Source organism: Flavobacterium aquariorum (assembly GCF_003254745.1).
GTDB classification, from domain to species: Bacteria; Bacteroidota; Bacteroidia; order Flavobacteriales; family Flavobacteriaceae; genus Flavobacterium; species Flavobacterium aquariorum.
In genome coordinates this window covers 305,422-331,260 of the sequence record NZ_QKXH01000004.1, presented here as the reverse complement: position 1 = coordinate 331,260, position 25,839 = coordinate 305,422, and the positions used below count along the sequence as shown (strand labels likewise).

Sequence of the window (25,839 nt, the reverse complement as noted above, 5' to 3'; positions counted from 1 at the left end):
ACTAGGTATTTCTAACTTTAACGTGGTATACAACATTTGGTTTTGTACCAACATGCTCCAATAAATGATAACTTCTTTCGTCTTCTGCTAATTTAGTAACAGTCGCTTCTTTATCATTTACATCTCCAAATATCATCGCTCCAGTAGAACAAGCATTTGAACAAGCAGTTTGGAATTCTCCATCTTTTATTGTTCTTCCTTCGTTTTTAGCTTTCAAAATTGTCGCTTGTGTCATTTGAATACACATTGAACATTTTTCCATTACTCCACGAGAACGAACATTAACATCTGGATTTAAAACCATACGTCCCAAATCATCATTCATATGATAATCAAATTCACTGTTTTTGTTGTATAAGAACCAGTTGAAACGACGTACTTTATAAGGACAGTTGTTAGCACAGTAACGAGTACCAACACATCTGTTATAAGCCATTTGATTTTGGCCTTGACGACCGTGTGAAGTTGCAGCAACAGGACAAACAGTCTCACAAGGAGCATGATTACAATGTTGACACATTACAGGTTGGAAAGAAACTTGTGGATTATCTCCAGCTTTTTCCATTTCATTGAAAGTAGATAATGAACTAGACAATCCAGCTATATTTTCTTTTCTTTCGTTATCCCCTTCAAATGTGCTTTCAGAAGAATAGTATCTATCAATACGCAACCAGTGCATATCTCTACTTCTTCTTACTTCAGATTTACCAACTACAGGAACGTTATTTTCAGCATGACATGCAATTACACAAGCCCCACATCCAGTACAAGCATTCAAATCTATAGAAAGATTAAAGTGATGTCCAGTAGAACGATCAAATGAACCCCATAAATCTACTGAAGTAGCTTCAACTTCTTTGTGGTCTAAAGAAACCATTGGTTTTTCATTCCAAATTTCAGCATCTTTAGTATTGAAAATTTCAAGAGTAGTTTCTTTAATGATGTCTCCTCTTCCCATTAATGTTTTTTGACCTTGAACACAAGCAAATTCGTGTTCACCGTCTGCTTTCACTATTGAAACAGATTGTACATTATTAAATCCACTATATAAAGCGTAAGCATTAATACCTACTTGCATTTCTTCTTTTAAAGCTGCTTTACGACCATATCCTAAAGCCATCCCCACAGTTCCAACAGCTTGACCTGGTTGAACAATTACAGGAACATTTTCAAGTTTAACACCATTAGCAGTCAAAGTAACATAGCTACCATTTAATCCACCGTTAGCAACGATTTCATTTGTTAATCCCCATTTCTTAGCATCAGCATTCGAAACAGTAACATAATTATCCCAAGATACTCTTGTTAATGGATCCGGAAACTCTTGCAACCATGGGTTGTTAGCTTGCTGACCATCTCCCATTCCTGTTTTAGTATACAATACTAATTCAAGACCAGTAGATTTTGCTTGAGCCAATGTATTTGCAGCACCGTTGTAATCAGCAGTACCAGCAGCTGATGTTGGTATAACACCTACATAAACCCCATCATGCAAAACTTTATTCCAAGAAGAACCAGCAATTACTGAAGACGAAAACGCTTTCAGATAATCATAATAAGTTCCAGGAATTCCGTTTATAGACAATAAAATATCTTGAAATTGCTTTGTATTAAATAATGGACGAATAGTAGGTTGAGTAATACTATATGTTCCTTTTGTCAAAGCTAAATCTCCCCAAGCTTCCAAATAATGAGGAACTGGAGCAGCAATTGTAGACAATGAAGCAGTTTCATCTTCTTTTAATGATAATGAAACCGAAGTTTTTACTTTTTTCAATCCTTCAACAAATGACTTGCTGTCAGCCAAAGTGTAAACTGGATTAACACCACTCATAATCAAAGTATGAACACTTCCAGCATTCATATCTTTTATTAATTGAGCAACTTTCTCATTAGATCCTTTACGGATTTGTCTAGTTCCAGAAGTAGCAAAAGCTTCACTTGCCAAAACTTGATTAATAGCAAGAACTAATAATTGAGCATTTTTATCTTGAATACCAGACACCAAAACTCCTTTAGACCCAGCAGCTTTCAATTGTTGAGCTGCTTTAATTACATCCGCTTTGAAAGTAGCATCCAATGAAGTACTAACATTTGCACCGGTAACAACATTGTATATTTGAACTAATGCTTGCTTTTGATTAGCGGTTGACATAGCAACACGCTTATCAGCAGCAGCACCAGATAAAGTCATATTAGACTCTAATTGTACGTGTTTTGATATTGTTTTCTTTCCAACAGCACCAGATGGGATTCTTCCTTTTGCATATCCAGAGTCATATCCTCCACCTTGCCAATCTCCAAGGAAATCAGCTCCAACAGAAACAATAACCGAAGCTTTAGAAAAATCATAATCCACTAAAGCTCTTTCTCCATAAACAGTTTCAAAAGCATCTAAAGCTTCTGAAGAAGAAACAGCATCGTATATTACATGTTTTGCATTAGGATTCTTTGCAATGAAATCAGCAATTAGTTTTTCAGTAGAAGGACTTGCCAATGTATTTGTCAAAAATACTACTTGCCCACCTTTTGCTTTAGCATCAACAATACTAGATTTTATTTTTGAATCAACTGCAGACCAAGAAGCATTTTTAGCATCTAGCTTAGGCTCTTTCAAACGCATATTATCATACAATGACAATATAGAACCATGAATTCTAGCATTAGCCGCAAACTTAGCTCCAGCAATAGTGTTATTATCTATTTTAATTGGACGACCTTCACGAGTTTTTACCAAAAGGTTTGCGAAATCAAATCCATCAAAAACTGAAGTTGCATAATAATCTGCTACTCCAGGAATAATTTGTTCTGGTTGCAGCACATAAGGAATTGACAAATGCACAGGACCTTCGCAAGCAGCTAAAGAAGCTGCCGCTGTACTAAAACCAACGTACTTTAAAAAGTCACGACGTGTAGTTGAAGAAGAAGACAAAGCTGCTTCATTCCCTAAAAATTCATCTGTAGGAATCTCTTCAACAAATTCGTTATTTCTAAGCGCCTCAACAATAGAACTATTTCCGTCTAGTTCTTCAACACTTTTCCAGTATTTTTTGTTTGATGACATATTATATATAAATATTAATCTTAATAATTTTTTTTAGTTTCAAGTTTTCTTTGTCTTAAGTTTCAAGCTATATAAAAGACAACTTGAAACTTAAAACTTTTAAACTCTTTTTAGTAGTGACATTTACCACATTCTAACCCACCCATTTGAGCAGCGGTTAATTTATCTACACCATATTTTTTAGAAAGCTCTTCGTGTATTTTTGTGTAATACTCATTACCTTCCATTTTAACATCAGTTTTTCTATGGCAATTAACACACCATCCCATTGTCAAAGGAGAGAACTGTTTCATGACTTCGAATTCCTGAACAGGACCGTGACAAGTTTGACATTCAATACCAGCTACAGTAACGTGTTGTGAGTGATTAAAATAAACAAAGTCAGGTAAATTATGAATACGAACCCATTTCACTGGCTCAGTTTTACCTGTATATGATTGAGAAGTAGCATCCCAACCCACAGCTTTATATAATTTTTGGATTTGCTCATCATAAAAAGCTTTACTGTATTCTGGAGTTGCAGTAGTTTCAGCAACTTCACTAATACTTTTATGACAGTTCATACAAACATTCAAAGAAGGAATACCTGCAGTTTTGCTCACACGAGAAGCAGAGTGACAATATTTACAGTTGATTTCATTATCGCCGGCATGTATTCTGTGAGAGTAGTGTATCGGCTGAATTGGTTCGTAATTTTGATCTACACCAACTTGCATTAAAAATCCGTATACTAAATAAGCACCCGAAAGCAATAAAAATATAGCAGAAACCAAAACCAAAAACTGATTTCTAACAAAAGCTTTCCAGATCGGTAATGTAGGTTCTTTTGCAACCACTTCAATTCCATTTGCAGCAGCCACCTTTCTTAATACTTTGTTAACCAAAACCAACATCACAATAAGAATTGCCATTACTAATGACAAAGCACCTAATATAACATTATTAGAGATTCCTTCTTCTTGAACCGTACCAGGAACGGCAGCAGAAGCAGAAGCACCGGCAGCAGCAGGAGCAGTAGCTTTTGGCTCAGAAGTATAAGCAATAATATTATCAATATCCCCTTCAGACAACTGAGGGAATGCAGTCATCGGAATTTTGTTGTTAGCCTCAAAAACTTTTACGGCAGCAGCATCACCAGATTTAATTAAATCTGAACTATTGTGGACCCATTTATAAATCCAAGAAATTTCATGTCTTGAAATAACATCTCTAAGAGCCGGACCCGTAGATTTTGCATCTAACTTGTGACATGCAGCACAATTGGTATTAAAAAGCTCTTTACCTTTTGCCGCATCACCTCCAGAACTCGCCGCTGGAGCTGCTGCAGTTGCTTCGGCCGCAACAGGAGCTGCATCTTGCGCAAATGAAGCTACGGAAATACTCAACATTAATGCTAAGCTTAAAAATAATTTCCTTGAATTCGAATTATGGTTACCCACCTTTTTCATATTAATATATTGATTATCTACTAAAAAATTGTTCGCTTGTTTATCTAAAACTAGAAAACAAAACGAACCTTATTTAAAAACTTGCACAAAAATACGACTTAAGAACTATTCTCAAAACCTTAAAATAATCTTAATTATAATTTATATTAAATCTAAATAGCGAAACTATTACGATTCCCTGTTAAAAAACTATTTTTGCAGAATAAATAATCAGATTATGAGATTTTTAAGAAACCTTAAAGCATTGTTGCTATTTACTTTATTTCTAATAACAACAAACAGAATAACTGCCCAGAACTCCAATTTAAGTTTAAATCAAGACCCTAAATTTGAGCAATTATTAAATGAAAAAAGAAAATCCAATAGCAATTTATCTTATTCCGATCGCTACAAAATCCAAATTTTCAGTGGAGCTAGTGAAAGCGCTAAAAAAACTTTAAATGAGTTTCGCCAAGAATTCACGAATTTAGATGGTACCATTATTTTCAATACACCGAATTATAAAGTTTGGGTTGGCAATTTCAGAACCAGAATGGAAGCTGAACGAAATCTTGTTGAGATCCAAAAGAAATATAAAAATGTGTTTTTAATAAAACCAAGTAAATAATATTTCGAACAAAAATAGCCCTTTTAAGGGCTATTTTTTTAACAGTTTTTTAATTATCTCAACTCCAAACCTTGAAGCTACCTGAGATACGAATTCTATAAAATCTACAACAGAATTATCATTAGCCTCATCTGAGATAATTCGAATTATGACATAAGGAACATTGTATTCAAAACATACTTGTGCCACTGCAGCTCCTTCCATCTCAGCACACAAAACTTCAGGTAGTATTGCCAAAAGGTTTTCTTTATCTTTATGACTTGCAATGAAACGGTCTCCACTGGCAATTTGACCAACAACCATTTTGGGATTCCACAAAGAAAACTTTTCCCTTTGTTTTGGAGAAAGTAAGTGAATTAAACTCTTATCATTTACTAATTCATCCATATTCTTTACTGTCTTAGCCAACATCTCTTTTGGAGAGTACAGTGCAGTTTTTCCCAGTAAAGGAATTTCAAATCTCTGGATTATTGGACGCGCATCTAAATCATGTTGAATTAAACTACTAGCCACAACAATATCACCAATATTTAAATCTGAATGAATAGCACCTGCAACTCCTATGAAAAACAATTCTGTTATCCCAAATTCAACAATTAAATGGGTAACAGTCGTAGCTGAAGCCACTTTTCCCCATCTAGAAAACACAACTACTACTTCAATATCATTTATTGTCCCTAAATAATAGGTGCGCATTCCCTTTCCAACTTCTTTTTTGTCTTTTAACAACAAAACGATACCATTTATTTCTTCTGGCATTGCACCCAGAATACCAATTCTTTCCATATTATATTATTTTTTAATCTACCAACCTGATTCGGAATAACACTGTTTTCAATTTTAGAATGACGGTAAAAATACAAAATGCCAGCACTTAGCCCCGATTGCAGTGAAAATTTTTTGCACCAGTATTAGACAAAAAATTAGCGAAAAGCGGGGCGATATTAACAAATAAGCCAAAAATTTCTGCTGCTAAAAATTAACAGTTCAATTCATATCCAATTTAAAAAATCATCAAACATTAAAAACAACAATATATAAACAAAAAAATCCCAACGAATTGGGATTTTTAATTATAGATCTAAGAAATCTTATTTCAATTTCTTTTTAATTGCAACTTCGTGGTAAGCTTCAATAACATCTCTTTCTTCGATATCATTGTATCCTTTTATTTGAATACCACAATCATATCCTTTAGCAACTTCTTTCACATCATCTTTGAAACGTTTCAATGCAAGTAGTTCACCCGTGAATACAACAACTCCATCTCTAATGATTCTGATTTTGGCATTTTTGGCAATTTTACCATCCATAACCATACATCCTGCGATAGAACCAACTTTAGAAATTTTGAATATTTCTCTGATCTCAGCAGTACCAAGTACTTCTTCTTTCATTTCAGGAGCTAACATTCCTTCCATTGCATCTTTCAAGTCATCGATAGCAGCATAGATAATAGAGTAATAACGGATATCGATTTCTTCTTTATCAGCCAATTGTCTAGCATTTCCAGCAGGACGAACGTTAAATCCGATAATGATTGCATCAGAAGCAGAAGCCAACATAACGTCAGTTTCAGTAATAGCACCAACTCCTTTATGTATAATATTAATCTGTATTTCTTCAGTAGATAATTTAGAGAACGAATCAGACAATGCTTCAACAGAACCATCTACGTCTCCTTTAAGGATAATGTTCAATTCTTTAAATTGACCCAATGCAATTCTACGCCCAATTTCATCCAATGTGATATGTCTTTGTGTACGTACAGATTGTTCACGCATTAATTGAGAACGTTTAGCAGCAATTTGTTTCGCTTCTTTTTCGTCTTCAAAAATATTGAATTTATCACCCGCAGTAGCTGCACCATCAAGACCTAAAACAGAAACTGGAGTCGAAGGACCTGCAACAGTAACAATATTACCTCTTTCATCGTGCATGGCTTTAATTTTACCATGGTGTTTTCCAGCCAACATATAGTCTCCAATTTTAAGAGTACCATGTTGTACTAATATAGTAGATACATATCCTTTCCCTTTATCTAAGAAAGCTTCAACCACTGTACCTTGAGCCGCTTTATTTGGATTCGATTTCAAATCTAAAATTTCAGCTTCTAACAATACTTTTTCTAATAATTCTTTTACACCAGTACCTACTTTTGCAGAGATATCATGAGATTGAATTTTCCCACCCCAATCTTCTACCAAAAGGTTCATACCTGCTAATCTTTCTTTTACTTTTTCAGGATTAGCATTTGGTTTATCAATTTTATTAATTGCAAAAATAATAGGAACCCCTGCTGCTTGAGCATGAGAAATAGCCTCTTTGGTTTGCGGCATGATATCATCATCAGCAGCAATCACAATAATTGCAATATCTGTAACTTGAGCACCACGAGCACGCATCGCAGTAAAGGCTTCGTGACCAGGTGTATCTAAAAATGCAATTTTTTGACCATTATCTAAAGTTACTCCATATGCACCAATGTGCTGTGTAATTCCTCCAGATTCCCCAGCGATAACATTTTCTTTACGGATATAATCCAGCAAAGACGTTTTACCGTGATCGACGTGACCCATTACAGTTACAATAGGAGCTCTGAATACTAAATCTTCTTCTTTGTCTTCAACAACCTGAATTGCTTCTTCAATATCTACTGTAATAAATTCAACATCATAACCAAATTCATCAGCAACAATAGTTAATGTCTCAGCATCCAAACGCTGGTTCATGGTAACCATGATTCCAAGTGACATACACGTTCCAATCACTTTAGTAATTGGCACATCCATCATGATTGCAATTTCACCTACAGTAACAAACTCAGTAACTTTGATCGTTTTACTTCCTTCGTCTAAAGCTCTTTGCTCATCATCAGATTTCTGACGGTGTGTATCTCTTTTATCTCTTCTGTATTTAGCTGCTTTTGATTTACCACCTTTACCTTGAAGTTTCTCCAAAGTTTCACGGATTTGGTTTTTTACTTCTTCCTCCGTAGGCTCTACTTTGGCAACAATTGCAGGTCGATTTCCTTTTACAAATCCAGGTCTTGCACTTCTATTTGCATTAAAACCTCCACCTCCAGTATTCGGAGTGATTTTGTTAGGATTTGGTGCTCCAGGAACTCCAGGAGTAGCAGGTGGTCTAGGCGCACCTGGCTTTGGAGCAATTCTTTTACGTTTATTTTTATTCGCATTATTAGCACCAGCCACTCCAGGAGTTCCTGGCTTATTAGGCGTAATTTTTGGATCTTCTTTTTTCTTCTTCGGCTTATTAAATTGAGACAAATCAATAACTTGACCTGTTAGAGTTGCACCAGAAAGTTTTTGATATTGAGTCGTAATAGATTCTTCAACCGGAGTTTCACCTGAAGTTGCTTCAGATTTTTTCTCTGTTACCGCTTCTGATTTCTCTATATTTTTTACCTCCTTAAACTTAGGCTTATCTTTTACCTCAGGGGCTGGAATTTCCTTTTTAACTTTTTCTACTGGAGCTTCTGTTTTAACAACATTCTCAACAGTTTCCTTTTTAACTTCTTCTTTTAGAACAGGTTTTTCTTCTGGAACTACATCTTTAGGAGCAATTACTTTTTCAGCAACAACAGGGCTTGGAGCGACCGCAGGCTTTTTAGGATTAAGATCAATTTTACCAACTTGTACCGGACCTGACAAAACAGCTCTCGCTTTTATAACTTCTTGTTGTTTCAAACGATCTTCTTCTAATTTGCGTTTGTCTTCAACTTCTTTCTCACGCTCAATACGCAAAGCTTCTTTTTCTTTCCTTTTCTCCTCACTTACTTCTTTCGAAGCTTCTTTATTCCCCTTGTCGCCTGCAAACTGACTTTGTAGGATATTAAATTCCTGCTCAGAAATTTTTGTGTTTGGGTTTGACTCAATAGCAATACCCTTATCTTTTAGATAATCCACAGCTCTTTCTAACGAAATATTTAATTCCCTTAAAACCTTGTTTATTCTAATAATTCTCTCTTCAGACATAAAACCTTTTTATTTTTACCTTATTCGTTGTTCTATTTAATATTTTATAATAAAAATAGAAATTTATTTTATATGAGGCGCCTATAGTATATTAACTATCAAACTCCTCATTTAGTATTCTCATTACATCTAAAATCGTTTCCTCTTCTAGGTCGGTTCTTCTAACTAAATCATCTACATCATGTTTCAAAATACTTTTGGCAGTATCCAATCCAATTTTTGCAAATTCCTCAATTACCCAATCCTCGATCTCATCTGAAAACTCAGTCAATTCAACATCGTCATCATCTGCAATTGCACCAGCTACATCACCTTCACGTATTACATCCAATTCATAACCGGTCAACAAACCAGCCAAACGAATATTATGCCCACCTCTACCTATTGCTTTAGAAACTTCCTCCAATTTCAAAAACACTTCAGCTCTTTTTGTTTCTTCATTAATCTTAATTGAGGAAACTTTAGCAGGACTTAATGCTCTGGTAATATACAATTGAATATTGCTAGTATAATTGATTACATCAATATTTTCATTTCCTAATTCACGAACAATTCCATGAATACGTGAACCTTTCATACCTACACATGCTCCAACAGGATCAATACGGTCATCATAAGAATCTACCGCTACTTTGGCTTTTTCACCTGGTATTCTCACAACATTTTTAACCATAATCAAACCGTCAAAAACCTCTGGAATTTCTTGTTCAAACAATTTCTCCAAGAACTTATCTGAAGTTCTTGACATAATAATTTGAGGTTTATTTCCTTTTAGTTCAACGCTTTCAATTATACCTCTCACATTATCCCCTTTACGGAAGAAATCTGAAGGAATTTGTTTTTCTTTTGGCAAAATGATTTCATTTCCGTCATCATCCACCAAAATTACAACTCTTGGACGTACATGATGCACTTCCGCAGTATAAATATCGCCAATAATATCTTTAAATTGTTTGTAAAGATTAGTATTATCGTGTTCGTGTATTTTCGAAATTAAATTTTGTCTTAAAGCCAATATCGCTCTTCTACCCAAATCTATCAGCTTAACTTCTTCAGAAACCTCTTCACCAATTTCAAAATCAGCTTCAATTTTTCTAGCTTCAGTTAATGTAATTTCTTCATTTTCAAAATCCAAATCCTCGTCAGCAACGATTACTCTTCTTCTCCAAATCTCCATATCTCCTTTATCAGGATTTATAATGATATCGAAATTATCATCTGAACCGTATTTTTTTTTCAATGCATTTCTAAATACATCTTCCAAAATTGCCATAAGCGTTACACGATCAATAAGTTTATCATCTTTAAACTCTGAAAATGAATCGATTAATGCTAAATTTTCCATGCGAATTCTTTAATTAAAATGTTACTGTAACAATTGCTTCTTTAATATCTGAGTAAGGGATTTGTTGTTCTTTTTGAACCGTCTCTTTTCCTTTACCAATTTTTTTGGGTTCTCTAGCTTTCCAAGACAAAATTATAAAAAGATCATTAGCTTCAACTAATTCTGCTTCAATATTTTCGGTATTCGTCTTAACAATTAATGTTCTACCGATATTTTTTTTGTACTGTCTAACCAATTTTAAAGGAGAACCAACTCCAACTGAAGCCACCTCCAAAGAATAATCTTGCTCTTCTCTATCTAAATTACTTTCAACAGCACGACTTACATCGATACAGTCCTGCAAAACCACACCATTATCCCCATCAATCCCAATAATAATTTTAAAACTGTCCGTTATGGTCAAGTCAATTAAAAAAACAGATGGTTTTTCAAGAAGAGCCTCTTCTAATACTTGCTTTACTTTTTCTTTAAATGTCATATCTTTATAAAAAGAGGCACGCTATGCGTGCCTCATTATCTAGTATATTAATAAATAACGGTGCAAATATAGTGTTTTTTTATAAATCAAAAAAATTGATTACTATTAAAAAAATTTATATCTTTATTATATTAAATTTGCCCAACATTACTGAATAAATCAAACCCCAAACAGATGAAAAAAATTTTAATCCCTACTGACTTTTCCAAATATGCTGATGAAGCAATAGAAGTTGGCGCAGAAATTGCAAAAAAAAACGATTGTGAAATCATCTTAATCCACATGCTTGAATTACCTGGCCAAATGAACGATGCCTTAACTGGAGCAACAAGTATTCCAGAGGTAATGCTTTTTAAACGCAAAGCAGAGGAAACATTAAAAAACATTAAGAACCGCCCTTACCTACAAGGAATCAAAGTAACAGAAGTAGTTCGACTTGACGGCGCTTATCATGGAATAAACAACTACATTAAACAACATGACATGGACCTGATTGTTATGGGTTCACACGGAGCATCCGGAATCAATGAAATCATCATTGGATCGAATACCGAAAAAGTAGTAAGACAATCCGAAACCCCTGTTTTGGTAATTAAAAACAAAATAAATAATTTCAAAATCCAAAATATCATTTTTGCCTCCGATTTTTCAAAAGAAATCAAAAAACCATTTCAAAAAATGCTTGATTTCACTAAATTATTTGAAGCAAAATTAAATCTGGTAATGATTTGCACGCCAAATAGCTTCAAAAGCACTTCGGCCGCACGTAAAATAGTTACCGACTTTGTAGCTGATTTTGACATGCCTGAATACTCATTTGAAATATACAATGAAAACAATATAGAGAAAGGAATTATCAACTATTCCAATGAAAAAGATGCCGACCTGATCGCATTTTGCACTCATGGAAGAACCGGCCTTAATCATTTCTTTGCTGGAAGCATCTCAGAAGATTTGGTAAATCACGCCACAAAACCCGTATTGACATTTAGAATATAATTCTCAATAAAAAGAAAGCCTCTCAAAATTTGAGAGGCTTTCTTTTTTACATATTAACATTTCAGTTAATACCATAAAAAAAGCCCTTCAAATTTGAAGGGCTTTCGTTGGTCTACTAGGACTCGAACCTAGAAAGACTGCACCAAAAACAGTTGTGTTACCATTACACCATAGACCAGCTTTGTTGCTAACATTTCTGCTAAGCGAGTGCAAATTTAAAACAAATTCCAAGCTGTGCAAACTTTTTTTACCTTTTTCTTCAAAAAAAATGAAACAAATTTCAATTTAAAAATCAAAATCTGATTAAAATACTGAAAGACAAAGCGTTTACTAAAAGGATTATTTTCCATAAAATTATAATAATGCGACTTAACTTTAAAAAAAAAAACATTTTCTTTGTAACACTTTTTAAAACATATAAAAAACAGAAGACTAGTATATGACATCATTCAATTTCAACAAATGGAATACAATTACAGGTTGGTTTGCCTTTTCAATAGCATTAATAACTTATACACTTACTGTTGAACCCACAATGAGTTTTTGGGATTGTGGAGAATATATCGCGACAGCCGCCAAACTTGAGGTTGGCCACCCACCAGGAGCCCCATTATTCCAAATGATCGGTGCTTTTTTCGCAATGTTTGCCATCGATAAAGAACATATCGCTTTAATGGTAAATATGACTTCCGTATTTTCCAGTGCATTTACTATATTATTTATGTTTTGGTCATCAACAATGATCCTAAAAAAAATAATTGGACAATATTCAGAAATCAATACAAACAATTCGATTGTCATCCTCGGAAGCTCTTTAGTTGGTGCTTTGGCTTACACCTTTTCGGATAGTTTTTGGTACAATGCTGTCGAAGCTGAAGTATACGCCATGGCCACTTTACTAATTTCTTTACTATTGTGGTTGGGATTACGCTGGGAGCAGGAGATGAACACTCCAAGAGGAAATAGATGGCTGCTTTTAATTTCTTTGGTAGTTGGATTGTCTTTTGGTGTACACTTTATGTCTCTATTGACCATTCCTGCAATTGGATTTTTATATTTTTTTAAAAACTATAAAGTAGTAACGGTTAAAAACTTCATTATAGCCAATATTGTAGTTGTTTCTATTTTACTTTTTATATTCAAATTATTACTACCATTAACGATGGCGTTCTTTGGTAAAACCGAAGTCTTCATGGTTAATTCGATGGGACTGCCTTTTAATTCAGGAACAATTTTTGTAACCCTGCTTCTTATAGCTTTCTTTTATTTTGGATTAAACTACACCCATAAAAAAGGATTAATACATTACAATACTCTTATTTTATGCGTGCTTTTTATACTAATTGGGTTCTCAACATGGTTAATGCTACCAATTCGCGCCAATTCAAACACGGTCATTAACGAAAACAAACCATCCGATGCCGCCGAAGTTCTTGCTTATTACAACAGAGAGCAATATGGTGTAAATCCCTTATTTTACGGCCCTCAATACACAGAAGCTTTTGCAGGATTGGATCCTAACAATCCTTATTTGGACAAAGCGCCCAATTACGAGAGAGATTACAAAACTGGCAAATATGTAATTGTAAACAACTACATAAAAGCAGAACAAAATAGTGATGACGCTCAAAAAACTATTTTACCAAGGATGTGGAGTACAGAGCATATCGAGAACTACATCAATTTTACTAATCCGCCTGCATTTAGAGTAGACCCAAACCATGATTATGATGAAGATTTGGTAAAATATGGTTTAGATCCAAGCAAATTAAGCGAGGAGGATTACAACAAAGCAACGGCACAACTAAGAAACGAAACTGAAAAAACAGTTGCAGAGTTCAGACAAGCCTATGCACAAAAACAAATTGATAATGAGGGATATGTTTCCTTCCTAAGTCATTATAAAGATTATTTAATCATTGAAAAACCAACTACTGCCGATAATTTCAGTTTCATGTTTGAATATCAATTTGGCTATATGTATTGGAGATATTTGATGTGGAATTTTGTCGGAAGACAAAACGATAATCAAGGAAGATATGATTATCTGGATGGAAACTGGATCAGTGGAATTACACTCCTTGACACTTTACATTTGGGCTCACAAGATAATCTACCTTCGGATGTTTTAAATAACAAAGGCAGAAACGTGTATTTCTTCTTGCCATTTATACTTGGCCTAATTGGAATCATGTATCATGCAAGCAAAGACAGAAAAAGCTTTTATGTTCTATTAGCTCTTTTCCTATTCTTGGGAATTGCTCTAAAGATATATCTAAACGAACGACCATTTGAACCTCGCGAAAGAGACTACGCCTTAGTAGGTTCATTTTACGTATTTGCTATTTGGATTGGATTTGGAGTATATGCGTTGTATGAAAGCGCACAAAAATACCTTGCTCCAAAAATTGCAGGACCAGTGCTTATCGGTGGATGTTTATTAGCTGCGCCAATGCTTATGGCTTACCAAAACTGGGATGACCATGACCGTTCCGGAAAGTATACTGCAACTGCAATGGCAAAAGCCTATCTTGAATCCTGCGATCCTAACGCCATTTTATTCACTATTGGAGATAATGACACTTTCCCTCTTTGGTATGCTCAGGAAATAGAAGGCATTCGTACCGACATCAAGATTGTCAACACCAGCTTGTTTATGACTGACTGGTATATTGATCAAATGAAAAGAAAAGCGTACCAATCCGAAGCTTTACCAATATCGTTTACACATGATGAATACGTTGGAGATAAACTTGACTATGTGGCGCACATTCAAAAAACCGAAAGCCGTTGGGATTTAAATGCTTTCATAAAATTCATAAAAGACCCAAGATCTACAGTTGAAATGCAAAACGGACAAACCATTCATTTCTTCCCAACAAATAAAATCAGAATTCCGATAGACAAAGAAAACATCTTAAAGAATAAGGTGGTTGATCCCAAACTTAGCGATTCTATTGTTCCGTATATCGACATTGACATCAAAGGAAGCGCCATATACAAAAACAGGTTAATGATGCTCGATCTAATTAACAACAACAATTGGAAAAGACCAGTGTATTTTAGTGGAGGAGCTTTTGATGCCGAAGATTATTTATGGATGAAAGACTATCTTCAATTAGAAGGTATGGTTTACAAATTAGTTCCAATAAAAACAGCATTAACAGAAGATTCAGGTCAAATGGATATGGGTCGAATTGATACAGATAACATGTACAAGAAAGTAATGAAATGGGACTGGGGCAATAGCGAAAGTGACAAAATATATCACGATCCTGAAACCCGCAGAGAAAGCCTTACTTACAGAATGAATTTGTCTCGCTTAATGAACAAACTCATAGCCGAAGGAAAGATTGACAAAGCGAAAAACATCATTGATTTGGCTATGACAAAAATGCCTTTGGAAAAGTTTGGATATTACTCACTTTTAGAGCCATTCGCCAAAGGGTATTATGACGTTGGAGAAAAAGCAAAAGCACATGATTTGCTAGATCGACTAACGGAAAAATACAAGGAAAACCTTAATTACTATGCCAAATTAGCGCCATCTGAACAATCCAGCATTAGCATTGAAATCATAACAGATTTAGAACGCTACAGAGGTTTATTGATTGTGATGAAAGACAGTAATGACATGGATTATTACAATTCAAGCAAAAAAACATTCAACACCTATATTGAAATATTTGCTCGATTTGGACGTAAAAAAGAATAGTTATCAAGATTAAAAACATCACTTAAAAATGCAGTGCAATTAAAAAAGCACTGCATTTTTTTATTTAAATTGCATTGAATTGTGCTATTGAATTATGAAAACCTACTGGATTAAAACAAATAAGTTTTTAAAAAAAATATTCTCCAATTATATTTGGGACATCCCGAATTTAGAGAATAAAATCTACCTCACATTTGATGATGGACCAACTCCAGAAATCACAGAATGGGTTTTGGAAGAATTAAAAAAACACGAAGCCAAAGCCACATTTTTCTGTATTGGAAAAAACATAAATAATCACGCAGCTATTTTTTTGAAAACGATAGAAGAAGGCCATTCCATTGGAAATCATACCTACAATCATTTGAAAGGATGGAATACTTCAACCGAAGACTATTTAGACAATATTGCCTTATGTGAATCGGAAATCTTAAATCTTCAATCTAAGATCTGCAATCTAAAACCTAAAATTTTCCGTCCACCTTACGGCAAAATAAAAAAATCGCAATCTAAAAAATTGCAACTATTAGGTTATAAAATAATCATGTGGGATGTCCTTAGTGCGGATTTTGACCAAACCATAACACCCGAAAAATGTTTGGAAAATGTATTGCAGAATGTACAATCGGGAAGCGTAATTGTTTTCCATGACAGTGTAAAAGCATTCAAAAACTTAGAATACACACTCCCAAGATCTTTAGAAATTTTAAAGCAAAGGGGATTTATTTTTGAAGTAATTCAATAATCTAAAAAACTCAAGATTACAATTGTTCTTGCACTATTCCAATCAAAGTATTGGCATCCAATTCACCCGATTGTCTCCAGATCATCATCCCTTCTTTATAAATCATCAAGGTAGGCAGCCCTTTTATGCGTAAAGCATCAGCTAATTCTTGATTTTTGTCAACGTCTATCTTGATTACCTTTACTTTGTCACCAAGCGCCGCCGCTACATCTTTTATAACAGGATGCATCGATACCGAAGATTCGTTCCAGTCTGTGTAAAAATCTATTAACACAGGAACTTGAGTATTTATAAGTTCTCCAAATTTTGACATAAAACCAAAATATTTAATTTCTATTACTTTCGAAAAGAGATATCATCCTGCAAATTTAGCATTTTAAACCAATTATGCTAATTTTTTGCTCTTTATTAGTTGAATTACTGTGATTTCGGGCATAATTCCAACCCTACCAGGATAGGCATGAAATCCAAATCCACGATTTACATATACATATCTACCTAAGTTTTCATATAATCCCGCCCATTGTTTATAAACATATTGAGCCAAACTCCACTTAAAAAAACCTGGAATTTCAATCCCAAATTGCATTCCATGTGTATGACCAGACAAGGTCAAATGAAAATGCTTATCGTCGTACTGAACCACTTCATTCCAATGACTTGGATCATGACTCATTAAGATTTTGAAATCCTCTTTACTTAAATGTTGTGATGCTTTCTTTAAATCACCAGCCTGTTTGAAATTTTTACCCCAATTTTCTACTCCAACCAATGCAATTTTATCGCCGTCTTTTTCGATAAAAGTATGTTCATTCAATAACAGTTGAAACCCTATTTGACCGTATAATTTTTTTATGTCCTCAAAATTTTTCTCCTTGGCGGATTGCGTTGGCCAAGTCACATATTCTCCATAATCATGATTTCCAAGAACCGAAAACTTACCATATTCATGCTTCTCAATCCTGTTGAAAGTCTCAATCCATGGATGCATTTCCTTGGCATGAGTATTAACGATATCGCCCGTAAATAATATCATATCCGAATTCTGGGCATTCACCAAATCAATAGCGTAATTAATCTTCTCAGGATTATCAAAACTACCGCTATGTACATCTGAAATTTGGGTAATTGTAAAACCATCGAAAGCATCGGGCAAATCCGGAAAATGTATCGCTTGCTTTATTACTTTGTAGTTATATTTCCCTTCAAATATCCCATAAATCAAAGATAAAAATGGAATGGCAGCCAACCCTAAACCAATTTGACTAACAAATTTACGTCTGGAAGGCAAAAAATTGGCATTACTATTATTATCAATAAAATAATTGACTGACCCAGCTGCCAGTCGGAATACATCTTCTCCCAAAAGAATTAAAGTCATTACAATCTTCGGAAGATAAACAACTAGCAACAATCCCATTGTAAACATTGTTTGCTTGGTTTGCCCTACGGAACGGTCAAACTGTGTGAAGGAGTAAAGGATAAATACAAAAAGAAAAAGGCTAATTATTTGATAAGAAATCAGCACCCATCTCAATTTAATTAAAGTTTTAATTGCCTGAAAGGCATAAAGTTCAATAACAAAAAGAATAGCACCTATAAGGAATAAACGTAACATCATTATTTTATAAAATTTTACACAAAGTAACAACTATTGAAAATGCTAATTATCTTTATTACCATAATTTTAACGCAAAAAAGGGGAGTAAAATTCTTTATCTCCCCTTTTCTACTATTAAAACCAACCTTTAACATCTTTTGAACTATTCTACAAAATATCCGCTCGCAAAAGATTGTATTATTTTTTTGGAGTTGCAGCCTCCGTAGTAGTTGGTTTGCTAACTTCTGTTTTGTGTGCTTTTTTTGTTTCTTTTTTCGCTTCGCTTTTAGTTGCTTTTACTTCTTTAGTGGGCTTCGTTTGAGCTGGTGTAGTTTGTGCACTTACCATAACTGTTGTTCCTAAAGCAACCGCCAATACCATCAATAACTTTTTACTCAAGCTTTGAAGTTTGTTTTTTCGGTTTTCGTGAATCTGTGATTTCATGATTTTAGATTTTAGATTAATAATTTAGTTTATTAATAGGTCAAAGTTATGTTTGCTAAATGAAGATTAAATGAAGTTTTGGCCATCAGGAAAAAATTAACTTTTAATTAATTTTTTCCTCATTTGGAAACAATAAAAGAAAGGTAGTTCCAACGTTTATTTCCGAAGTTATCTCAATGCCGATACGATGAAATTGAGCAATGCTTTCAACAATTGCAAGCCCCAGCCCCTGGCCTTCCTGATCAGAACTTACTCTGGTGAATCGTTTGAAAACATTCTGTTGTTGTTTTTCATTCATTCCAATACCCGAATCCGATATTGACAAGAAATAATTTCCATGTAAAAAACCGTCTTTAATTTCAATTGTTCCTAAAGGTTTATTGTATTTGATCGCATTAACAATTAAATTATAGAAGAGAATATGCATCAGGGTTTTATTTCCTCTAAAACTACAATGATGTTCCAATTTTTTTTTAAAAGACAATTTCTTGTCATCGATCCTATCTTGCAAGTCTGTTACCAAATCGGTAATTATAACATCAAAATCAATCATTTCATTCGCTTCATATTGATTGTTTTCAATTTTTGAAATCAACAATAAATTGCCAATTATCTTTTTCAGCAAATCCAATGTACTTAGGGAACCTACAAGTTTATCCACTGCATTATCATCCAAAGACTCATTTTGAAGTAGATTTTCAAATTTGTTTTTTAACAATGCAATTGGCGTTAAGAGTTCATGGGAAACATTGGCTATAAATTGTTTTTCTTTTTTAAACAATTCACTAATTCTGTCCATCATTTGATTCAAAACTGTATCTAATTCCTGGAAATCCTTTGAATGTGTTTTTATTGGGGTATGATCAAAAGATTCTGGCTCGTTTACATGGCGGATTTTAGTATCGATAATTTTATAAAAAGGCTTTAATAAATATTCGATATAAAAAGTATCAGCCAGAAAAGTAATGACAACAATTATGATTAAAACAATTATGAAGAAAAGCCTAATAACAAAGGTAAGATCATTGATTTCGCTTAAACTATTTCCTATTTCCAAGAGGTAGTTTGTGTTTTCATACTTAAAATAATATTGAAGAATTTTATAATCGTTACGTTCATCTTCTATTATTCTTGGTTCTGTGACAAACAGGGTTTGATTAATTTTGCCATTCGATGGCACTCTGGAAAGCGAAAGAAACTCACTATGTAAAGTTGAAAAACTGGAATAAGTTTCGGAAGTGTCGTTCCGAACAATGAAGTCATTTATTTCTTCTTTGTCTAAATGCTCAATGAATTTTTGCTTTTTCTCCAGTAAACTTTTATTGATATGATTATAAACTACTTTTTCGACCAAAATGGGAAGCATAAGCCATAAACCCAAAACCAGTAACAAACGTGATAGTGCATTAAAAATAGCAAGTTGGTGCTTGATTTTCATATCCTACTTATTTATTTTAAAATCATACATTTATTCTGTAACCCACATTCCTAACCGTTTCAAACCATTCAATTGGGGAATGTTTATCCAATTTTTTTCTAAGATTTCGAACATGGACATCTATAAAATTAGAATCGGAGTTAACTTCAAGAATATCCCCCCAAATATGCTCGGTCAATTGCAAACGGGTTATTACACGATTTTTATTCAAAACTAAATATTGAAAAATATCAAACTCCTTCTTGGTTAGATTTATTGGGATCTCACCATAACTCACTTTATAATCCTGCAATTTCAAACTAAACCCATGAACATCCAACTGATTGACCGTATATCCGTGCATTCTGCGAATAATCGCAAATAAACGCGCTCCCAACTCTGTTAAAGCAAAAGGTTTTGTCAAATAATCATCGGCGCCAAGTTGCAATCCATGTATTCTATCTTCCAATTCTCCTTGGGCAGTGATAATAATCACCGCAACTTTGGAATCTGTTTTACGTATGCTTTTTAAAACATCAAAGCCACTTCCGTCAGGTAAGCCTAAATCTAAAAGCATGATATCATAATCATTACTGTTGATTTCCTCCAATGCCTCTTCGCAATTCTTGGAAATTTTGCAGATATAACCGCTGCCGGAAAGATATTCTTTCACTTCAATAGCCAATTCGGGATTATCTTCTACAATAAGAATTTTCATAAATAATTAAAATTAAAAACACTCAAAGTAACAACTAAGAAAAAATTAAAACACTTTACGTTATTAAAATTTTAACGTATCTAAAAATACAAAAAAGCCAGTAAATTTCTCCACTGACTTTCAAAAACAATCAACCCTTTTGTTTTCTGTCCATCCTCATTTGCGCACAAAACAAAAACATTCATTATTTTTTGGCACTAGAACTTGCTGTTCCGGTTGTTGCAGATTTTTTCTCTGTTTTGTTTTTTTTGTGTTTTGGGTGTTTAGTCATTTTTACTTCTTTGGCTGTAGCTGATTTTTCAGTTACCGGCTTAGCACTAACCATAACGCTTGTCCCCAACAATACTGCGATTAACATTAACAACTTTTTCATGATTTCTAAGTTTTTGAATTATTAATTTATTATTTACAGATCAAATGTATAATGGATAAATGAAGACAAAATGAAGATTTGTCGCTCTATAAAAGTTTAACTTTCCCTTAACGAACTCATCTTTAAAGCTTAAAAAAAGGATTCGCTATTACTTTTCCATTAAACAATTATAAATTTTGACAACAAATTCATTTTTAAAACTCAATTGTCTATTTTTACAGACTAAATTTTTTATATGTCTGCTCAAAAACGCCTTTACCTTCTTGATGCCTATGCATTAATATTTCGTGGTTATTTTGCCTTTATAAAAAACCCGAGAATCAATTCGAAAGGAATGGACACTTCTGCCATTATGGGATTTATGAATGCCTTGATGGATGTCATAAAACGAGACAAGCCCGATCATTTGGCCGTAGCTTTTGACAATGGAGGAAGTAATTTAAGAAATGAAATATTTCCAGAATACAAAGCCCATCGTGATGCAACTCCCGAAGCGATAAAGATTGCTGTTCCCTACATTCAAGAATTATTGAAGGCAATGCATATTCCGATTATAGAAGTACCGGGTTATGAAGCAGACGATTTAATAGGGACCATTGCAAAACAGGCGGAAAAAGAAAACTATCAGGTCTTTATGGTTACACCAGATAAGGATTTTGCCCAATTGGTATCCGAAAACATTTTTATGTATAAACCCGCACGTATGGGAAATGGCATAGAAATTTGGGGAGTTCCTGAAGTTTTAGCCCGATTTGAAATAGAACGTCCCGAACAAGTTATTGATTATCTTGGAATGATGGGTGATGCCGCCGATAATATTCCCGGACTTCCAGGAGTTGGCGAAGTAACCGCCAAGAAATTATTGAAGGAATTTGGATCAATGGAAAATCTTTTGGCTAATACCCACAAGCTGAAAGGTGCCATGAAGGAAAAAATCGAAGCCAATGCAGACAAAGGAATTTTGTCAAAAAAATTGGCCGCTATTTTACTGGATTGTCCTGTTCAATTTAATGCAGGTGACTACGAATTATCAAAACCCGACGTCGAAAAAACAGACGAATTATTCCAGGAATTGGAATTTCGTCAAATGAAAGCACAGTTTGACAAATTTTTTGGAACCGGAAAAGACTACGACGAAATCGAAACCAATGGCAATGCCGATGGCAATGACAACGAAAAAATAGTTAAAAAAGCTCCTGCCAAAAAATCAAATGAAGACCAATTTGACTTATTTGGTTTTTCGGATGAAGAAAACAACGAAGTTCACTCCAATTTACATTATGCAACTTTAGAAAACACAGAACATTTTTACCAAAGTATTCAAGGAGATTTTGCAGTGAAATTACTTATGCAAAACTTAATGAATCAAACTTCCGTTTGTTTTGATACCGAAACAACAGGAATTGATGCCTTGAATGCTGAATTGGTTGGAATGTCATTTTCTTTTGAAAAAGGAAAAGCATTTTATGTCCCGTTTCCGGAAAACCAAGACGAAGCACAGATTTTAGTTGACAAATTCAAACCTTTTTTTGAAAGTGAAAGCATCGAAAAAATTGGCCAAAATATCAAATATGACTTGAAAATCCTTTCTCATTATGGTGTTCAAATCAAAGGAAAACTATTTGATACGATGATTGCGCATTATTTAATCAATCCTGATATGCGACATAATATGGACGTTTTATCAGAAACCTACTTAAAATATTCGCCAAAATCAATTGAAGATTTAATTGGTAAAAAAGGTAAAAATCAAAAATCGATGCGCGATGTCGCTTTGGAAGATATCAAAGAATACGCCGCCGAAGATGCCGATATTACGTATCAATTGAAACAAAATTTCAGTCCAATTCTCGACAAAGCCGAAACAAAAAAACTATTTGATGAAATCGAAATTCCTTTAATCCCAGTTTTGGCGGCCATGGAATTGGAAGGAATTAATCTAGACGTTCCCTTTTTAAAGTCAATGTCCGTCGAAATGGCTGCCGAGAGCAACGCATTGGAACAAAAAATCTACGAAACCGCTGGCGAGAAATTTAATTTGGCTTCACCAAAACAGCTAGGTGATATTTTATTTGATAAATTAAAAATTGGCGGAGTAAAACAAAAGAAAACCAAAACAGGCCAATATGCCACTGGTGAAGAGGTTCTGTCTTATTTAGCGAATGATAATGAAATTGTCCGCGATATCCTCGAGTGGAGACAAATGGTAAAATTGCAAAGTACATATATCGATGCATTGCCTAACCAAGTCGACAAAAAAACAGGACGTGTCCACACCGATTACATGCAAACGGTAGCTGCAACAGGCCGCTTGAGTTCCAATAATCCCAATTTACAAAACATCCCGATTCGTACTGAAAGGGGACGATTGATCCGAAAAGCTTTTATTCCCCGCGACGAAAACTACACTTTGGTTTCTGCCGATTATTCGCAAATAGAATTGCGCATTATAGCCGCTTTGTCTGGCGAAGAAAACATGATCAAAGCCTTTAAAAACCACGAAGATATTCACAGAAGCACCGCCGCAAAAGTTTTTCACGTTCCATTGGAAGAAGTTACCAAAGAACAACGTAGCAATGCCAAAACGGTAAATTTCGGAATTATCTACGGTGTTTCGGCTTTTGGATTAAGTAATCAAACATCGCTTTCGCGAAAAGAAAGCGCCGAGTTAATTGATGCTTATTACAACACGTATCCTAAGTTAAAATCATACATGTCAAATCAAGTTGATTTTGCACGAAAAAATGGATACGTACAAACCATATTAGGTCGTCGTCGTTATTTAAAAGATATAAATTCCGCGAATGCAGTTGTTCGTGGCGCCGCAGAAAGAAATGCCGTAAATGCTCCTATTCAGGGAAGCGCAGCAGACATTATCAAGATTGCGATGATTAATATCCACAAAAAACTAACTTCAGAAAATTGGAAAAGCAAAATGTTATTGCAAGTTCATGATGAGCTTGTGTTTGATGTTCACAGTTCTGAACTGGAAAAAATCAAACCGATGATTAAATATGAAATGGAAAATGCCTTTACAATGGCAGTTCCCTTGGATGTAGAATTAGGATCAGGGAAAAATTGGTTGGAAGCACACTAAGAAAAAACAGTCAGTTTTAAGTATTCAGTCTAGAGCTAAAAAAAGAGCAGAAATCGTAAAGTTAATAACCTTCTCGATTCCTGCTCTTTTTATTTGGATCCTACAAGCTGTGTCCAATTCTCAATTTATAAAGAATGAGAAAACATTGATTACAAAAAAAATGTAAAAACCTCAAAATTAATTATTTATCTTTGATTCTTTGATTTATAAACCATTGTATTAACCAAAAAAATATTATTATGAAAAGAACAATCAAAACGATTATTTTGTTTTTTGCATTTCTTATCGGAGTGGGCAGCTATGCGGTCAGCGCCCAAAACCCACCTGCACACGCAAAAGCACACGGAGTAAAAAAAAAATACAGGTATTATCCTGAATCCAATGTCTATTTTGATCCCGTTGTTAAGAAATACACTTATCTAAAAGGAGGAACTTGGACTACGGTTGTCAGTTTACCTACTACCATTAGATTAATTGGAAGCTACAATGATTTTGATTTTGAAGGAGACAATCCTTGGAAAGAAAATTCAATGCACAAAACGAAATACAAACCGACTAAATCCGTCAAAAGCACTGACATTAAAAAAATAGACCACGATTATGATTCCAAATCATATAAAGGAAATAATGGTGGCAAAAAGAAATAGCTAGTTTTAGAAAAACATTATTTTATGTCCATAAAAGGCAATCGAAATTTTCTTCGATTGCCTTTTTTTATGATTCTATTTCTACTTAGTAGATTCCCTTTCTTTTAATTGAGTTTTAATAACTACGGTTTCATAAGGCTTGTGTTCTTCCTTAGATTCCAATCTGTCAATCAGTAATTTTACGGCAACTTCTCCAATATCAATTCCGTGCTGACTGACAGTTGTTAAACTTGGGGACAACCTTCTTGAAGCAAGAATTCCGTCAGCAAAACCAATAATTTTGAGATCCTTTGGTATTTTATATCCTTTCTTGGCACCCACTTTTAAAGCAGCAACCGAATCGTTTTCATCCAAAGCAAAAACACCGTCCACAAGATTATTCGAATACAAGTCAGTAATTTTATCAATAAGATCTATTTCCGAATCTGTTCTGATAATAATATTCTCATTTATAGTTATATTATTATCTTTCAATGCTTTTAAATATCCTTCCGCTCTCAGTTTACCCACACTCAAATTATCCACAGATGAAATTAACGCGATGTTTTTACATCCCAAATCAATTAAATGCTGCGTCGCATTATGACCAGAATCAAAATCATCCACAATAACTTTATCACATTCTACTTCGTCTGTGGTTCTATCAAACATCACAATTGGCGTACCATCATTTATAATATCTTTGAAATGATTATACTCATGTAACTTTTGGGCTTCTTCAGAAATAGACAAGACAAATCCATCTATGGTACCATTACTCAACATTTCAAGAGTGTGCGCTTCTTTTTCCAGCGACTCATTAGAAATACACATAATAACATTGTATCCTTTTTCATCGGCCACTTTCTCGATACCACTAAAAACTTTGGCAAAAAATGAGTTCAATATATTAGGTATAATAACTCCAATTGTTTTGGTTTTTCTGTTTTTAAGATTTAAACCAATAACATTGGGTTTATAATTTTTTAATTTTGCGTATTCTTTAATTCTAATTTTTGTTTGCTCGCTTATTTCCGGACTATCATTAAGTGCCTTAGAAACAGTCGATACCGAAACATTAAGTTCTTTTGCAATTTGTTTTAATGTTGCTTTTGCTTTCATTGTAGAATGGTATTTGGTACTATATTAAGAGTCGTTAAAAAAATTA

At 34.1% G+C, this 25,839-nt stretch carries 19 protein-coding genes and 1 tRNA gene; 6 read left to right on the top strand and 14 right to left on the bottom strand.

Annotation, left to right across the window (positions count from 1 at the left end; genetic code table 11):
• Position 1: 1 nt before the first annotated feature.
• Together DOS84_RS08705 and DOS84_RS08700 are read right to left on the bottom strand one after the other, a co-directional pair.
• Positions 2-3,064, bottom strand: a complete 3,063-nt coding sequence (locus tag DOS84_RS08705) for a TAT-variant-translocated molybdopterin oxidoreductase (RefSeq protein ID WP_111409727.1) — start codon at positions 3,062-3,064, stop codon at positions 2-4.
• Between the two features lie 110 nt (positions 3,065-3,174).
• On the bottom strand, positions 3,175-4,512 hold the full coding sequence (locus DOS84_RS08700; RefSeq protein WP_111409726.1) for a c-type cytochrome: 1,338 nt from the start codon (positions 4,510-4,512) through the stop codon (positions 3,175-3,177).
• A 217-nt stretch (positions 4,513-4,729) separates the two neighbouring features.
• Here DOS84_RS08700 and DOS84_RS08695 point away from each other — a divergent pair, with 217 nt between their 5' ends.
• Positions 4,730-5,119: an SPOR domain-containing protein gene (locus DOS84_RS08695; protein WP_111409725.1), complete on the top strand. Its 390-nt coding sequence runs from the start codon at positions 4,730-4,732 to the stop codon at positions 5,117-5,119.
• A gap of 30 nt (positions 5,120-5,149) precedes the next feature.
• On the opposite strand, the gene DOS84_RS08690 is transcribed toward DOS84_RS08695, so the two are convergent.
• From DOS84_RS08690 to rimP, 4 genes are all read right to left on the bottom strand, one after another.
• On the bottom strand, positions 5,150-5,905 hold the full coding sequence (locus DOS84_RS08690) for a 5'-methylthioadenosine/adenosylhomocysteine nucleosidase (RefSeq protein WP_111409724.1): 756 nt from the start codon (positions 5,903-5,905) through the stop codon (positions 5,150-5,152).
• Positions 5,906-6,210: 305 nt separating this feature from the next.
• The gene (gene infB, locus DOS84_RS08685; RefSeq protein ID WP_111409723.1) at positions 6,211-9,114 is read right to left on the bottom strand and encodes a translation initiation factor IF-2; all 2,904 of its coding nucleotides are present in this window, start codon (positions 9,112-9,114) and stop codon (positions 6,211-6,213) included.
• Between the two features lie 91 nt (positions 9,115-9,205).
• Complete coding sequence (gene nusA / locus DOS84_RS08680) at positions 9,206-10,459, bottom strand: transcription termination factor NusA (protein WP_111409722.1); 1,254 nt, start codon at positions 10,457-10,459, stop codon at positions 9,206-9,208.
• A gap of 13 nt (positions 10,460-10,472) precedes the next feature.
• Positions 10,473-10,937: a ribosome assembly cofactor RimP gene (gene rimP, locus DOS84_RS08675; protein ID WP_111409721.1), complete on the bottom strand. Its 465-nt coding sequence runs from the start codon at positions 10,935-10,937 to the stop codon at positions 10,473-10,475.
• 174 nt (positions 10,938-11,111) lie between these two features.
• On the opposite strand from rimP, the gene DOS84_RS08670 reads away from it, so the two are divergent.
• Positions 11,112-11,936 (top strand): universal stress protein, encoded by an 825-nt coding sequence (locus tag DOS84_RS08670; RefSeq protein WP_111409720.1) that lies wholly within the window; start codon positions 11,112-11,114, stop codon positions 11,934-11,936.
• Between the two features lie 107 nt (positions 11,937-12,043).
• Here DOS84_RS08670 and DOS84_RS08665 read toward each other — a convergent pair.
• Positions 12,044-12,114 (bottom strand) — tRNA-Gln (locus tag DOS84_RS08665).
• Between the two features lie 261 nt (positions 12,115-12,375).
• On the opposite strand from DOS84_RS08665, the gene DOS84_RS08655 reads away from it, so the two are divergent.
• Both DOS84_RS08655 and DOS84_RS08650 read left to right on the top strand, forming a co-directional pair.
• Entirely contained in the window at positions 12,376-15,651 is a 3,276-nt protein-coding gene (locus tag DOS84_RS08655) for a glycosyltransferase family 117 protein (protein WP_111409718.1), read from the top strand.
• Between the two features lie 94 nt (positions 15,652-15,745).
• Entirely contained in the window at positions 15,746-16,396 is a 651-nt protein-coding gene (locus DOS84_RS08650; RefSeq protein WP_111409717.1) for a polysaccharide deacetylase family protein, read from the top strand.
• A 16-nt stretch (positions 16,397-16,412) separates the two neighbouring features.
• Here the strand turns inward: DOS84_RS08650 and DOS84_RS08645 are convergent, their stop codons facing one another.
• From DOS84_RS08645 to DOS84_RS08620, 6 genes are all read right to left on the bottom strand, one after another.
• On the bottom strand, positions 16,413-16,709 hold the full coding sequence (locus tag DOS84_RS08645; protein ID WP_077371545.1) for a thioredoxin family protein: 297 nt from the start codon (positions 16,707-16,709) through the stop codon (positions 16,413-16,415).
• Positions 16,710-16,781: 72 nt separating this feature from the next.
• Positions 16,782-18,017, bottom strand: coding sequence for a metallophosphoesterase (locus DOS84_RS08640; protein ID WP_111409716.1), 1,236 nt, complete (start codon positions 18,015-18,017; stop codon positions 16,782-16,784).
• A gap of 177 nt (positions 18,018-18,194) precedes the next feature.
• Positions 18,195-18,440: a hypothetical protein gene (locus DOS84_RS08635; RefSeq protein WP_243636339.1), complete on the bottom strand. Its 246-nt coding sequence runs from the start codon at positions 18,438-18,440 to the stop codon at positions 18,195-18,197.
• Between the two features lie 103 nt (positions 18,441-18,543).
• Positions 18,544-19,878, bottom strand: coding sequence for a sensor histidine kinase (locus DOS84_RS08630; RefSeq protein ID WP_243636338.1), 1,335 nt, complete (start codon positions 19,876-19,878; stop codon positions 18,544-18,546).
• Positions 19,879-19,900: 22 nt separating this feature from the next.
• Positions 19,901-20,575 carry a response regulator transcription factor gene (locus tag DOS84_RS08625; RefSeq protein ID WP_111409715.1) on the bottom strand — a complete coding sequence of 225 codons (675 nt, stop codon included), beginning with the start codon at positions 20,573-20,575 and terminating at the stop codon, positions 19,901-19,903.
• A gap of 184 nt (positions 20,576-20,759) precedes the next feature.
• A complete protein-coding gene (locus DOS84_RS08620) occupies positions 20,760-20,948 on the bottom strand; it encodes a hypothetical protein (protein ID WP_111409714.1) in 189 nt (62 codons plus the stop codon).
• A gap of 235 nt (positions 20,949-21,183) precedes the next feature.
• Between DOS84_RS08620 and polA the strand changes: the two genes are divergently transcribed.
• Together polA and DOS84_RS08610 are read left to right on the top strand one after the other, a co-directional pair.
• A complete protein-coding gene (gene polA / locus DOS84_RS08615; RefSeq protein ID WP_111409713.1) occupies positions 21,184-24,045 on the top strand; it encodes a DNA polymerase I in 2,862 nt (953 codons plus the stop codon).
• A 239-nt stretch (positions 24,046-24,284) separates the two neighbouring features.
• Positions 24,285-24,692 (top strand): hypothetical protein, encoded by a 408-nt coding sequence (locus DOS84_RS08610; RefSeq protein WP_111409712.1) that lies wholly within the window; start codon positions 24,285-24,287, stop codon positions 24,690-24,692.
• An 81-nt stretch (positions 24,693-24,773) separates the two neighbouring features.
• Here the strand turns inward: DOS84_RS08610 and DOS84_RS08605 are convergent, their stop codons facing one another.
• Positions 24,774-25,793, bottom strand: a complete 1,020-nt coding sequence (locus tag DOS84_RS08605) for a LacI family DNA-binding transcriptional regulator (RefSeq protein ID WP_111409711.1) — start codon at positions 25,791-25,793, stop codon at positions 24,774-24,776.
• Positions 25,794-25,839: the final 46 nt, after the last annotated feature.

Excerpts from the sequence above, each read along its gene's own strand:
- DOS84_RS08635 (WP_243636339.1), bottom strand. The coding sequence starts at position 18,440 with ATGAAATCACAGATTCACGAAAACCGAAAAAACAAACTTCAAAGCTTG.
- DOS84_RS08650 (WP_111409717.1), top strand. The coding sequence starts at position 15,746 with ATGAAAACCTACTGGATTAAAACAAATAAGTTTTTAAAAAAAATATTC.
- infB (WP_111409723.1), bottom strand. The coding sequence starts at position 9,114 with ATGTCTGAAGAGAGAATTATTAGAATAAACAAGGTTTTAAGGGAATTA.
- DOS84_RS08655 (WP_111409718.1), top strand. The coding sequence starts at position 12,376 with ATGACATCATTCAATTTCAACAAATGGAATACAATTACAGGTTGGTTT.
- DOS84_RS08695 (WP_111409725.1), top strand. The coding sequence starts at position 4,730 with ATGAGATTTTTAAGAAACCTTAAAGCATTGTTGCTATTTACTTTATTT.
- DOS84_RS08705 (WP_111409727.1), bottom strand. The coding sequence starts at position 3,064 with ATGTCATCAAACAAAAAATACTGGAAAAGTGTTGAAGAACTAGACGGA.
- DOS84_RS08620 (WP_111409714.1), bottom strand. The coding sequence starts at position 20,948 with ATGAAAAAGTTGTTAATGTTAATCGCAGTATTGTTGGGGACAAGCGTT.
- DOS84_RS08625 (WP_111409715.1), bottom strand. The coding sequence starts at position 20,575 with ATGAAAATTCTTATTGTAGAAGATAATCCCGAATTGGCTATTGAAGTG.
- DOS84_RS08630 (WP_243636338.1), bottom strand. The coding sequence starts at position 19,878 with ATGAAAATCAAGCACCAACTTGCTATTTTTAATGCACTATCACGTTTG.
- DOS84_RS08645 (WP_077371545.1), bottom strand. The coding sequence starts at position 16,709 with ATGTCAAAATTTGGAGAACTTATAAATACTCAAGTTCCTGTGTTAATA.
- DOS84_RS08610 (WP_111409712.1), top strand. The coding sequence starts at position 24,285 with ATGAAAAGAACAATCAAAACGATTATTTTGTTTTTTGCATTTCTTATC.
- rimP (WP_111409721.1), bottom strand. The coding sequence starts at position 10,937 with ATGACATTTAAAGAAAAAGTAAAGCAAGTATTAGAAGAGGCTCTTCTT.
- DOS84_RS08690 (WP_111409724.1), bottom strand. The coding sequence starts at position 5,905 with ATGGAAAGAATTGGTATTCTGGGTGCAATGCCAGAAGAAATAAATGGT.
- nusA (WP_111409722.1), bottom strand. The coding sequence starts at position 10,459 with ATGGAAAATTTAGCATTAATCGATTCATTTTCAGAGTTTAAAGATGAT.
- polA (WP_111409713.1), top strand. The coding sequence starts at position 21,184 with ATGTCTGCTCAAAAACGCCTTTACCTTCTTGATGCCTATGCATTAATA.
- DOS84_RS08605 (WP_111409711.1), bottom strand. The coding sequence starts at position 25,793 with ATGAAAGCAAAAGCAACATTAAAACAAATTGCAAAAGAACTTAATGTT.
- DOS84_RS08700 (WP_111409726.1), bottom strand. The coding sequence starts at position 4,512 with ATGAAAAAGGTGGGTAACCATAATTCGAATTCAAGGAAATTATTTTTA.
- DOS84_RS08670 (WP_111409720.1), top strand. The coding sequence starts at position 11,112 with ATGAAAAAAATTTTAATCCCTACTGACTTTTCCAAATATGCTGATGAA.
- DOS84_RS08640 (WP_111409716.1), bottom strand. The coding sequence starts at position 18,017 with ATGATGTTACGTTTATTCCTTATAGGTGCTATTCTTTTTGTTATTGAA.